This window comes from Peptidiphaga sp. (genome assembly GCF_057238965.1).
This window is the reverse complement of record NZ_DBHHEV010000031.1, coordinates 5307-18746: the sequence shown is the minus strand read 5'-3', so window position 1 is coordinate 18746 and position 13440 is coordinate 5307. Positions and strand designations below refer to the sequence as shown.

Sequence of the window (13440 nt, the reverse complement as noted above, 5' to 3'; positions counted from 1 at the left end):
ACGAACGGGCCCGTCAAGGGCGAGGGACAAGCCATAGGTCTGTGGCTGGACGATGAGACGATAGCGTGGCCGAGCGGAGAGGGGGCGGCCTACCGCCTCTACTATGCCGCGCGCGGAGGAATGAAGCGCACGGGCGCGAACGTCACGGGCGCCGACGGCTCCGTCGAGCTCGTCGTCAAGGGCGGCGGCCTGACGGAGGATCAGAAGCGGCGCGACCCCTACATCACGGCTTCATACACGCCTGACGGAAGGGACTACACGGCTCTGCGGCCTTCCGGGAAGATCGACGTCGCCGAGATCCTCAAGGGCCAAACGGCCGTCATGGAAGTGGGCGCCGACGGTGCGCCGATTGCCTTTTCCTCCCTCCAAACCGCCCGCGTGCTTGACTTTCTCTACGCTGCCGCTGCCAAGCGCCGCAGGCACGGGGTGTCCTCCGGCGGCGGCGTGCCCACCCTCTCGCTGTGGGCGCCGACGGCGAAGTCCGTCGCCCTCCGCCTATACGCGAACGGCGACGTCGCCGCGTACGAGGAGCATCCCATGGAACGGCAGTCCGACGGGTCGTGGACGATCGAGGGAGACGCCTCGTGGGCCGACAGGTCCTACGTCTACGACGTCGAGGTTTACATACCTCAGACGTCTGTCACGAAGGAAGACGCCTCTCAACAGAGTCTTGCGGACACCGTGGCGCACAATCTCGTCACCGACCCCAACTCGGTGGGGCTGACCACCGATTCAAAGCGCTCGGTTGTGCTCGATTTGGACGACCCGAGGTATCAGCCCGAGTCGTGGAGGGCGAATGCCGCGCCCGCCATCTCGAACCAGGCCGAAAGGTCGATCCTCGAGATGCACGTGCGCGATTTCTCGGCCACGGACGCAACCGTCCCCGAGCGGCTGCGCGGAACCTACAGCGCGTTCTCTGTCAAGGGCTCCCACGGCATGGCCTATCTTCGCGAGCTCGCCCGCGCGGGGATGAACACGATACATCTTCTGCCCACCTACGACTTCGGCTCGGTCCCCGAGAGCCGCGCGGCGCAGGCGACGGTCGACGTGCCCGATTCCGGGGCGACGTCGCAGGAACAGCAGGCCGCCGTCGGCGAGGTGGCGGACACCGACGCCTACAACTGGGGGTACGACCCTTTCCATTACACGACTCCCGAGGGCTCTTACGCCGTCAAACAGTACGGGGGCGAGCGAACGGCGGAATACCGAGACATGGTCGGCAATCTCCACTCTGCCGGGTACCAAGTGGTCCAGGACGTCGTCTACAACCACACGTATGCCCACGGGCAGGACGAAAAATCGGTGTTCGAGAAGATCGTCCCCGGCTATTACCACCGCCTGGGATACGAGGGCCAAACGCTCACGACGCCCTGCTGCGGAGAATTCGCCACCGAGCACGCCATGGCCGAGGAGCTCATGGTCAACTCGCTTTTGACCTGGGCGAAAGCCTACAAGGTGGACGGATTCCGCTTCGACCTCATGGAGTTCAATTCGGTTGACACGATGAAGCGAATCCGCGCCGAGCTAGACTCGCTGACGTTGGACAAGGACGGCGTGGACGGCTCTCAGATGTACCTGTACGGGGAGGGCTGGTCTTTCGGAACCACGGCCGACGGCTCGCGATTCGCGCCGTCGGTGCAAGGGACCCTCGGCGGAACGGGGATAGGGACGTTCAACGACAGGCTGCGCGACGCCGTCCACGGCTCCCAGTCCGACGGGAAGAACGACACGCAGGGCTTCGGAAACGGTCTGTTTACCGATCCCAACGGAGTCGCGGGCGGTGACGCCGACATGCTGCGGTCGTACACCGACGTCATCCGTGTGGGGCTGGCCGGAAACATCGGCTCCATCGAAATACATGCCGCGGACGGAACCCTCAAGAAGGGGAGCGAGATCTACTTCAACGGCCAGGTGGCCGGCTACGGGACTCAGCCGGAAGAGACGGTCAACTACGTCGACGCCCACGACAACGAGACCCTCTTCGACCTCAACATGTGGAAGATGCCCGGAGGCTCCCGCATGTCGGACAGGGTGCGGATGAACACCCTGTCTTTGGCCGCGGCGACCCTCGGCCAGTCTCCGGTGTTCTGGCACGCCGGAACCGACCTTCTGCGTTCGAAGTCCATGGACCGCAACTCCTACAACTCGGGTGACTGGTTCAACGCAGTCGACTGGTCGGGAAAGGAGTCCAACTTCGGCGTGGGCCTGCCTCCCGCCAGGGACAACTCGGTCCGTTGGAAGGCGATGAGCTCCTACATGTCCAATCCGGCGAACAAACCGGACAGGGCCGACATCGCCGCGGCCCACTCTCAGGCGCTCGACCTTCTCAAGCTGCGTGCGAGCACTCCTCTGTTCACGCTTGGAGACGCCGCCTCCATCCGGGAGAAGGTCTCCTTCCCGAACTCGGGCCCCTCGGCGACTCCCGGCCTTCTGGTCATGAGCATCGACGACACGAAGGGCAAGGACCGCGACGGAAGGCTCGACGGCGTGTTGGCCGTTTTCAACGCCTCGCCCAAGCCGATAACCGAGAAGATCGAGGGAATGGAGGGCAAAGCCTACGAGCTCTCCGAGGTGCAGGCGAAGGGCTCCGACGACGTCGTCAAGGCCACCGCATGGGACCGCGCGACGGGAACCGTCACGATTCCCGCGCGCACTGTCGCGGTGCTGACGCTTGCCCAGGCAGCCGAGGCCGACCTTTAGTAGCTCGAGGCAAGGCTTAAAGCCCGGAGGGCCAACGTCTAAGATTGGGCTCAAGAACAAGGACCTTCCCGAGCGCGGTTCGCCGGGCAAGAGGGAGCCAACGAAAGGAACGAAACGTGAACGCACCCGTCGATCCGACCCAAACGGAGGCATGGGCGAAGCTTGCCCAGACCGCCTCCGCCTACGTCCCCGATTTCCGGCGCGCATTCGCCGAGGACCCGCAGCGTGCCGAGCGCTACTCCCGCCGTGCCGCCGACCTCTTCGTCGACCTGTCGAAGGACTATCTGGACGAGGAAATCCTCGCGGCTCTGCTCGAACTTGCCGACGAGACGGGCGTCGCCGCGCGTCGCGACGCCATGTACGCGGGCGAACACATCAACGTCACCGAGGACCGCGCGGTTCTCCATACCGCGCTGCGCAGGCCTGCAACCGACGAGTTGACGGTCGACGGCCAGAACGTGGTCGCCGACGTCCACGAGGTCCTCGAAAGGGTCTACGATCTCGCGAGGCGCGTGCGCTCGGGCCAGTGGACGGGGGCCAGCGGCAAGCCGATCCGCACCGTCGTCAACGTGGGCATCGGCGGATCGGACCTCGGGCCCGTCATGGCCTACGAGGCGCTCAAGCCGTACGTCAAGGAAGGCCTCGAGTGCCGTTTTATCTCCAACATCGACCCGACGGACGCGGGGGAGAAGCTCCGCGGCCTCGACCCTGAGACCACCCTGTTCGTCATCGCCTCCAAGACTTTCACCACCCTGGAGACGCTTACGAACGCGAGGGCGTGCAGGGCGTGGCTGCTGGGCGGCCTCGCCGAGCGCGGGCTCGAGACGGAAGGCGCCGTCTCCAAGCATTTCGTCGCCGTGTCCACGAATCTCGAAAAGGTCGCCGAATTCGGCATCGATCCGGCAAACGCCTACGGATTCTGGAGCTGGGTAGGCGGGCGCTACTCCGTGGACTCGGCCGTCGGCACGTCGCTGGCCATCGCGATCGGGCCCGAGAACTTCGCCGACTTCCTGGCTGGTTTCAGGGCGATCGACGAGCACTTTGCGCAGGCTCCCGCAGCGCAGAACGTCCCCCTGCTCATGGGGCTGCTCAACGTCTGGTACGCCAACTTTTTCGGCGCGGCGACCCACGCTGTGCTGCCCTACTCCCAGTACCTCCATCGCTTCCCGGCCTATCTTCAGCAGCTGACGATGGAATCGAACGGCAAGCGCGTGCGTTGGGACGGCAGCGACGTCGCCACCGGAACGGGCGAAGTGTTCTGGGGCGAGGTCGGAACGAACGGCCAGCACGCCTTCTACCAGCTCATCCACCAGGGAACCCAGCTGATTCCGGCCGACTTCATCGCCTTCGCCAATCCGCGCCACGCGCTCTCCGACGAGGACGGGACGGATCAGCACGAGCTGTTCCTCGGCAACTTCTTCGCCCAGACCAAGGCTCTCGCCTTCGGAAAGACAGCCGAGGAGGTCCGCGCAGAGGGAACGCCCGAGGCGATCGTGACCGCCCGCATCTTCCCGGGCAACAAGCCGACGACGTCGATCATGGCCCCCGAGCTCACGCCGTCGGTCCTCGGCCAGCTCATTGCGCTCTACGAGCACATCACCTTCGTGCAGGGCGCCGTCTGGGGGATCGACTCCTACGACCAGTGGGGCGTGGAGCTGGGCAAGCAGATGGCCAAGGATCTGGGGCCCGCCATCGCCGGCGACGCCGAAGCCCTCGCGGCCCAGGATTCCTCGACCGCAAGCCTCATCGACTACTATCGCGCCAATCGCAAATGAGACCCTGACGGGAGCCACCCCGCCGGGAGCGATTGGACGCCGATGTGGCTCTTGCCTGCAGCAATTAGAGCCAATCCGAACCGGAACGATTCGTCCCGACGCGAATCTGACTCGACCCGATGCGCATCCATCTGTGCCGGGCTTGATGTGCGCGCCGCCCTCTCACCGAATGGGACAGCCCTTTCACCCGAAGAGACGGCGGCGCGCACATAGGCGGCGCTTTGCCCCGCTGCGCCGCTCTGTCACCGGCATTCTGGTCGCGCTCCTGACACCGTCGGCCCTGACGCCGTCAGCTCGGCGACTTGCCGGTCTTCGGTTCGGCGGCCCGTCGGCTCGTTCCCTCTATTGTTTCAATCCAGCTTTTCGTTGCTTTATTTGCTCAACGATCTATTTTCCTAAGTTTTTAATATGAAAGCTTGTATCCATTCATTTTAATGACATGGCTTCTATCAGATAGGTTTTTGTGTTTTTTAAAGTTTCTTAAACGATTTGTTCTTGAAGTAAAGCCTTTGTGTTTATAGGTTGGTCTAGTTTTTAGACTGGGGAGACCTGCACCCGTTTTCCCCTTGAAACTGATGGATCGTTCTTTACATTTTGACTATTATTGAAGTAAGTCAATAGCCGTGAACTCGCGGAAGCCTCACCCATTGACGGTGCGGTTGCGGCGGCCGAGGGTTTCGACGCCTGGGGTTTTCGGGCCTTGTGGCAAGGCACATGAAAGAGCAAGACAGGGGGAATCCGTGGGGATCTTCTATCTCGACAGAGACAGCTTCGATGCGCAACTGAATCTCTTGGTGTCGGCAGGGGACAACTTCGACAGCGCTAAAAACAAGTTTTATGACGGTGTCAGAGAATCGAGTGAAATCTGGTCAGAGCTTAACGAGCTTGACCAGTTTGGACTGCTTCTTCGGGGTTCGTTGGCGAGGATCGATGATCGACTGGGGCAGATATCGTCGCGGTATAAAGGGATCGTTTCTGATCTTCAACAAGCTGTGCAGAATTTTGCGGGAATTGACGAGAGTGAAAGAAAAGATATTATGACGAAGCTAAACGGGCTGACCGATAAGTTCTCCTTCATATCTACGAACACGCCGTAAAGATAGACTTTCGACTTAGCCTCAAGGGCTTTGATTGAAAACATAACTTCTGACTTAAAGAGAGGGCATCTGATTGGAAAAGGAAGTCGGCCGTGGCGTTTATGCCGTTTCTCGGCGTCGTCGAACCGACGACCGTCGTGCTGATCGTTTGCGAGCGCATAGTCAATATATGGAGGCGCGCATAGACGTTTAGAGTGCGTGAAAAACCTAGAAACTAGAGAACCTAGAAGCTAGAGAATCTAGAAACACAGAGACAACCTAAAAGCACATAGACATTTTTCCGGATGCCGACGTCGATTCGAATGGCGGCGACGGCAAGGCCGACGTCGGTAGGACGGAGGTCTGCTAGAACGAAAGGAGGAGTCATGGCGACTCCCAATGCCGACAGGCTTCGCGGGATTGAACCGTGGGATCCAAGCGCCAACGATGCGACGAGCGAAATTCTGGGCACAATCAAGGAGGAGCTTGATTCTGTGGCCGCTTTGACCGAATCGGTCGCGACAAATCTGGGATCGGCGATCAGGGGCTCCACCGCTGACGCGGTGACGGCCAACTTGGACGACCTCGGCAAGAAAGTGCGTCGACACTCCGAGGACATCGGGGTCATCGTGGGGGCGCGAAAAGAAGCTCTGGACGCCGGGCGAGAGGCGCAAAACAAGAACACAGAGATTCAGAAGGAGCTGGCGAACGCCCAGGCCCAGTACGATTCCATCATCCAAAAGGAACCGTACCTCCAGGCGGAAATGCACGCTGTGCGGATGCTCGACGCCGCGCATGCCAAGGCGGAGAATCAGGCGATCACCGTGCTGACCACTCTGCGAGAGCGGACGGCGGCTGCGATCGAGTGCATTCCGGCTTTCGGAGACCGGGAAACAGGTTCTTCCAACGGGAACGACCCCGGCAGGCGCCGTTCTGGCAACCGTCAGTCTTCTGACGGCAGCGATTCCCGCCGACGCTCGGGCGGCGGCTCCGGCAGCGGGCAAAACGGTTCGGGCGCGGGCGGCTCAGGCTCTGGCGACGCCGGCGGTTCGGGCGGCTCCGCCTCCGGCCCAATTCGATCGGCCACGAAGTGGTCGGCAACGGTCCCCGACCCTTCCGCCGGAAGCTCGGGAAGCGTCTCGCCCGGCGGGGACGGCGGCCTGGCATTGCAGAGATCGCATTTCACGGTCCATCAGACCGGCGACGTTTTCCAGGGAGCGGCACGTCCTTCGATCCTGCATTCGCCCTCCGTGCACAATCCCGCTGCGGTCGCCGCAGCGGCGTCGGGAGGCGCCGCCGTCGCCGGGTACAAGGCTTATCAGGCGGTTCGCGCGGCGCGTGCCGCGAGTCAGTCGGGGGCGGCAGCGCGGGCGAACGGCGCGGCGGCGCGGGGCGTGGGAATGGCTCGGGGTGTGACGACGGCCGCGCGCGAGGCGTCGGCGACGTCGACGAAGGGCGCTGCGGCGAAAGGCGCTTTGGCTCGGGGCGGCGCGTCGGGAGTCGCCCGTCCCGCCGCAGCCTCCGCTCGCAGCGGCGGGATAGTTCGGGGAGCGACGACGGCGCAGCGCGCAGTCTCCCAGGCGCCGGCTCGCGGTTCCGGCATTGTCAAGGGCGCGACGACGGCTTCGCGTGCAAGCGTGCCGAATGCGTCCCAAGGGTCCTCCGGGGGATACGGACGCACGGGTGCGGGTTCGAAGGCTGCGAGAAGCGGCGTCGGCGCCTTGACCGCCCGCGGCGCGCAGACCGGGGCCGGCGCATCGTCCTCGGCGCGCGGAGGCAATTTGGGCCGCGGCAATGCGGCCCGCGGAGCCGCAGCCTCCCGTGGAAACGGCTTGGCCGGTTCGGTTCGTGCGGCCGGTTCGGTTCGCGGATCCGGGGCGGCGCGCGGAGGGACGGGCCTTGCCGGGGCGGCGCGCGGAACGGGAGCGGCGGCGAAGAACGCGGCCGTTCAACGCGCGGGAAGCGCTGGAGCCGGTGGCGCAGGGGCCGCCCGCGGGAACGTCGCTGGCTTGCGCGCTTCGACGGGCGGACCGGGTGTGAAATCCGCGGGCCTGCCTGCGTACGGGCCGAAAAACGGAATGTTCAAGCAAGGCCTTTCGCCGCGGCCTGCGGGGTCGGTTGGAAAGGGCGGCATCGTCTGGCGGTCTGCCCCCGATGCGCCGCCCGCTTCTGCGACGGCCAGGGCGGTCGCCGGCCTGGCCGCAGGAAGGAGGCGAGACGGCGAGGAAGATGCTCGGCAGTCCCCGCAAGGGCCCAGTCAGGCCTCCGACTACGAGCAAGGCAGGGAAGTCACTTTCTTGGAGGCCGGAACTTGGCAGTGCGGCGATGCGGCGACCTGGCAGCAGGGCCAGGCCGCGCCGCAGCACAACAAGGGGCCCCAGCACAACGGCGCAGAAAATTTCTAGGTCCAAGGGACCTGAGAAAAACGGGCCGCAGCGCCTATTCTTGACCGTGGGCGCGAGCGCGCCGAACATTGCGCCAACGCGCTGAGTCCACGACCGCGACGAATGAATCCAGACAAAGGAGACCTGATGGTTCGTACGCCAGTTACCGTCACCGTTACGGGCGCCGCCGGAAACATCGGCTATGCCCTCCTCTTCCGCATCGCTTCGGGCGCATTGCTCGGCTCTGACACGCCGGTGCGCCTCAACCTGTTGGAAATTCCGCAGGCAGTGAAGGCCGCGGAGGGCACGGCCATGGAGCTCAACGATTCGGCTTTCCCGCTTCTTGAGTCCGTCAATGTCTACGACAGCGTCGACGACGCGTTCGACGGGGCGAACGTCGCCCTGCTCGTGGGCGCGCGCCCGCGCACCAAGGGAATGGAGCGAGCCGATCTCCTGGAGGCCAACGGCGGGATCTTCGGGCCGCAGGGCAAGGCCATCAACGACCGCGCGGCCGACGACGTCAAGGTCCTCGTCGTCGGCAATCCGGCGAACACCAACGCCGTGATCGCCATGCACTCGGCCCCCGACGTCCCCAAGTCGCGTTTCACCGCGATGATGCGGCTCGACCACAACCGCGCCATCTCGCAGCTGGCCGCCAAGACGGGGGCGCCCGTCGCGGACATCAAGAAGATGACGGTGTGGGGCAACCATTCCGCCGACCCATACCCCGACGTCTCGTACGCCACGGTGGCGGGCAAGCCGGCCTCCGAGCTCGTGGACGCCGAATGGCTGGAGTCCTTCTTCGTTCCGACCGTCGCCAAGCGCGGCGCGGCGATCATCGAGGCCCGCGGGGCGTCGTCGGCCGCCTCGGCCGCCTCTGCTGCGATCGACCACGTGTACAACTGGGTCAACGGCGTGCCCGAAGGCGACTGGGTCACCCCCGGCGTCTACCAGGACGGAACGCACTACGGCGTGCCCGAAGGACTTATCTTCGGCATGCCCGCGACGGCCGAGAACGGCGAATGGGTCGTCGTCGACGGCTTGGAGGTCTCCGACCGCACGCGCGCCGGAATCGAGCACAACATCAAGGCGGCCCAGGAAGAACTGGACGCGGTCCGCGCCCTGGGCCTTATCAAGTAGCCCGCCTGCGGCGGCCTTGATTTCACAGGCGGCCTCCTCCTTCGGGAGGAGGCCTTCCTTTGTTCGGGTGCGCTGAAACGAAAGCGCGGCAAAGAACAACGCGCGCGGGAGCCCTTCAAATCCACTGCCTCGCGAACGGCCCGCCCGAGATTTGAAAGCCCTCGCCCGTTGTAGGTTGACGAGGATCACAGTGGGAGAAGTTTCCTGTGCCGTCAGCCCCGTCGATTCCTTTATTTGGCAATGGCATCCGTAGCGAATCCGCTGCATACCGCCCCGTAAAACCGGGCGCTTCGGGCGTGGAAGCGGCGCGTTTGTCGATTATGGAAGGCGTGTTTGTAGATTATGATTGATACACCACACTCAACGATTGGGATTATCGAGTACTTTAAGGTAGATTACTGCTTCGTAAGTGTTGGCTCCGAGGGATTGCCTCGCGGATCGCGCCCGCGAGGGCGGAAGATTGGAGTGTTACTTGTCCGAAGAGCGTGTGGACAGTGCGGGAGAGCGTCTAGGCGAGGCGGGGCAGGCCCAGGCACATGTCGTTGGCCAGGCTCGTTTTCCGCTGACGGGAAAGCAGTCGCCCATCGTTCTCCATACAGAGCTCACGGGTTCGACGCAGGACGACCTCGCCGATTTGTGGCGCGAGGGCTCGGTTCCCGCGGGCGCCGTCATGATCGCCGACAACATGACAGCGGCTCGGGGAAGAGTCGGGCGCCCATGGTTTACGCGAGCGGGGAAGTCCCTGCTCGTTTCCGTTCTTCTGGAGTTCGACGAATCGATCGCCGACCGTCTGGCGTGGGTGACGCTCGCGGGCGCAATGGCCGCGCTTGAATCGGTTCGGCGGCACTGCGAGCAAGAAGGCGGGGCCGAGACGGCGATCAGCTGGCCCAACGACGTCGTCGCCATCACGCCTGCGGGGCCGCGCAAACTCGGCGGGCTTCTGGGCGAAGTCTGCGGCAGGCGCGACGGCAAGGTCGCGTGCATCCTCGGGTGGGGCTTGAACCTCTCGCTCGAGGCCGACGAGCTGCCCACCCCCACGGCCGCCTCTCTTTTGACGTCCGGCCTGAAAACAGCCGGACGCGACGAACTCATCGCCACGTACCTCGAAGGCCTGCACGCTCGGCTCGACGCATTGGCCGACGCCGGCGACCCGCAGGCTGCGGGCCTCGTCGACGAGGCCAACGCCGTCACGGAAACGCTCCGGCCGGGCGTCGTCGTGGGCCGCCCGCGCCTTGAACCGCTTGTGGGCGAAGGCATTCGCGTCCTTCCCGACGCATCCCTTGAAATCCTAACGAGGAACGGCCTCGAAGTGGTCACCTCTGGCGAAGTCTCTCTGCTGGGCATGCAGCCCCGCGCGGAAGGAGAAATACGTTGATTAACCGCGTCCTCATCGCGAATCGCTCGGAGATCGCGCTGCGAGTCATCCGAACGGCGCGCGACATGGGTATCAAGTCCATCGCCGTGTACTCGGATTCGGATCGCGACGCCCAGTTTGTCCGGGAAGCCGACGAAGCGTATGCGCTGGTCGGGGCCGCCTACGCGGAGACGCATATGACCGCCGAAAAGCTGCTGGAAATCGCGCGCAAGGCCGAGGCCGACGCCGTCCATCCGGGCTACGGCTTCCTTTCCGAGGTCCCAGAGTTCGCGCGGGCGGTGCTGGAGGCCGGCATGGCGTGGATCGGCCCGTCGCCAGAGGTCCTCGACGCCCTGGGGGACAAGATCAAGGCCCGCCGCCTCGCCGAGTCCGTGGACGTCAGCCCGGTGGCCGGGCTGTCGGACCCCGTCACGGGCCGCGACGTCGTCGACGCCTTCGTCGCCGAAAACGGCTTCCCCATCGTGACGAAGAAGGCCGACGGCGGGGGAGGCCGCGGCATCACGGTGATGGAATCCGACGCCGACCTCGACGTCTTCTTCACCGCCCACGGCCACCACGCCGAAGGTTTCTTCGTCGAGCGCTTCATCCGCACGGCGCGGCACGTCGAAACCCAGTGCGCCCGCGACTCCTTCGGCAACTTCGCGGTCGTCTCCACCCGCGACTGCTCCGTGCAGCGCAGAAACCAAAAGCTCATTGAGGAGGCGCCCGCGCCCGCGCTGCCGGAGGGCGTCGAAGGGACCCTCGCAGACTGGTCGCACCGGCTGTTCGACGCCGTCGGATACGAGGGGCTGGGCACCTGCGAGTTCCTCGTCGAAGCCGACGGCCGTGTAAACTTTCTCGAGGTCAACCCGCGATTGCAGGTCGAGCACACCGTCTCCGAAGAAGTGACGGGCCTCGACTTGGTCGAGCAGCAGATTCGCATCGCCGCGGGGAAGCGGCTTGCCGAGGTCCCCTCGCCGCGGGCCCACTCCTTCGAGTTCCGCATCACCTGCGAAGACCCCGCCTCGGGAATGATTCCCTCCACGGGAACCGTTTCGCGACTGCGCTGGCCGCTGGGCCATGGCGTGCGCATCGAGTCGGGAATCAACGAGGGCGACGTCGTCACGTCGGATTTCGATCCGATGCTCGCAAAGCTCATCGTCACGGCCCCCACGCGCGAGGCCGCGATCGCCCGCTCGCGCAGATCCCTGGCCGAACTGGAAATCAAGGGGGTGGCGACGCCGGCGTCGCTGTATTCGGCCGTGATCGCCCTCGACGAGTTCAGCCCGGCGCCGCCGTCGACCCGCTGGTTTGAAGACGTCGTCCTGCCCAAACTGGCGGATCCCGAGGAGGCCTCCTCCTTGGGCGTGGCCCCCGCGGCGTCGGTGAGCGCCACTCCCGCGTCGACCGCGGCCGAGGAGAGGGCGACCTTCGTGGTGGAGCTCGACGGACGCCGGATGGAGCTGACCGTCCCGCGCACGATGTTCGCCACGACGGTCGGCACCTCGCGGAACCGGGGATTCCAGCCCCTTCGCGGGGGCGCCCGCGCACGGAACGACGCGAAATCCGGCGAACTCGTCGATCCGACGGGGATGGTCAACTCCCAGATCCAGGCGATCGTGGTCCGCGTCTGCGTGGACAGCGGACAGCAAGTCTCCCGCGGCGACCTGCTCGTCGTGCTCGAATCTATGAAAATGGAGAGCTACGTCCACGCGCCCTACGACGGGAAAGTGACTGACATCGCCGTCGAGGCAGGCCAGAACGTGTCCGCTTATCAACCCCTCGTGCGAGTCGTGCGCAACGAGGACGAGACCACCGAGGAGAAATGATGTCGTTGACGAAACTCCGGACGCTTCCGGACACATCCCAGACGATGGACCTCACTCCGCACGAGATCCATCGCGAAGACTTCGCGGCCTACCAGCAAGGTCTCATCGATTTGGCCCAGGAAAAGGCAGAGGCGCGCCAGCACGCCGTCGGCAAGAAGACGGCTCGCGAACGCATAGCCGAACTCCTCGACGAGGGGAGCTTCACCGAGATCGGGCGGTTCCGCGGCGGGAACATGGCCGAAGGGTTCACCGGCGCGGGAGTCGTGACGGGAATCGGCACGGTTGCAGGGGAGTCGGTCGCCGTCTACGCTCAGGACTTCTCGATCCAAGGCGGCACGCTCGGCGAAGTCGAGGGCAACAAGATCACCGCCCTTATGGACAAGGCCCTCGAGCTGCGCATTCCCATCGTCGCGATGCTCGACTCCGGCGGCGCCAGAATCCAAGAGGGAGTGCTCGCCCTTTCCCAGTACGGTCGCATCTTCAAGAAGACCTGCGAAGCCTCCGGCGTGATCCCGCAGATCTCCGTCATCCTCGGCCCGTGCGCCGGCGGCGCCGTGTACTGCCCTGCCCTCACCGACTTCATCGTCATGACCCGCGACAATTCGCACATGTTCGTCACGGGGCCCGACGTTGTCCGCGCGACGACCGGCGAGGACGTCTCCTTCGCCGACTTGGGCGGCGCCGAAGTGCACAATTTTCAGTCGGGAGTGGCCCATTACCTGGCCGACGACGAAGCCGACGCCCTCGACTACACGCGCACGCTCTTGACCTACCTCCCGCCGAACTGCGAGGGGGCGGCCCGCAGATGGGACTACGAAGAGGGCCCCGAGGACGCCGCCGACGCCGCGAGGCTCTCCCAGATCGTCCCCGAGTCTTCGAAGCAGCCCTACGACATGGTCGAGGTCATACGCGCCCTCGTCGATTACGGCGAGTTCGTGCAGGTCCAAGAGATGTTCGCCCAGTCGATCACGGTGGGCTTCGCCGCCTTCGACGGGGAGTCCGTGGGAATCGTCGCGAACAATCCGATGCACGAGGCCGGCACGCTCGACGTCGACGCCTCCGAGAAGGCCGCAAGATTCGTCCAATTCTGCGACGCTTTCAACGTGCCCGTCGTCACCTTGGTCGACGTGCCCGGCTATCGCCCGGGGGCCGAGCAGGAACACGCGGGAATCATCAGGCGCG

At 64.6% G+C, this 13440-nt stretch carries 8 protein-coding genes; all 8 read left to right on the top strand.

What is annotated here, in order from left to right; genetic code table 11:
• On the top strand, positions 1–2700 hold a 2700-nt coding region (pulA, locus tag ACO48X_RS05325), incomplete at its 5' end, for a pullulanase-type alpha-1,6-glucosidase (protein ID WP_485001085.1).
• A gap of 116 nt (positions 2701–2816) precedes the next feature.
• Positions 2817–4475: a glucose-6-phosphate isomerase gene (gene pgi / locus ACO48X_RS05320; protein WP_485001084.1), complete on the top strand. Its 1659-nt coding sequence runs from the start codon at positions 2817–2819 to the stop codon at positions 4473–4475.
• A 740-nt stretch (positions 4476–5215) separates the two neighbouring features.
• On the top strand, positions 5216–5572 hold the full coding sequence (locus ACO48X_RS05315) for a hypothetical protein (protein ID WP_485001083.1): 357 nt from the start codon (positions 5216–5218) through the stop codon (positions 5570–5572).
• Positions 5573–5937: 365 nt separating this feature from the next.
• Complete coding sequence (locus ACO48X_RS05310; protein WP_485001082.1) at positions 5938–7956, top strand: ATP synthase subunit B family protein; 2019 nt, start codon at positions 5938–5940, stop codon at positions 7954–7956.
• A gap of 126 nt (positions 7957–8082) precedes the next feature.
• Entirely contained in the window at positions 8083–9075 is a 993-nt protein-coding gene (locus ACO48X_RS05305; protein ID WP_485001081.1) for a malate dehydrogenase, read from the top strand.
• Between the two features lie 472 nt (positions 9076–9547).
• Positions 9548–10450: a biotin--[acetyl-CoA-carboxylase] ligase gene (locus tag ACO48X_RS05300; protein ID WP_485001080.1), complete on the top strand. Its 903-nt coding sequence runs from the start codon at positions 9548–9550 to the stop codon at positions 10448–10450.
• Positions 10447–12258 carry an acetyl/propionyl/methylcrotonyl-CoA carboxylase subunit alpha gene (locus ACO48X_RS05295; protein WP_485001079.1) on the top strand — a complete coding sequence of 604 codons (1812 nt, stop codon included), beginning with the start codon at positions 10447–10449 and terminating at the stop codon, positions 12256–12258. Before ACO48X_RS05300 ends, ACO48X_RS05295 begins: the two co-directional genes overlap by 4 nt.
• On the top strand, positions 12255–13440 hold a 1186-nt coding region (locus ACO48X_RS05290; RefSeq protein ID WP_485001078.1), incomplete at its 3' end, for an acyl-CoA carboxylase subunit beta. The genes ACO48X_RS05295 and ACO48X_RS05290, both read left to right, overlap by 4 nt.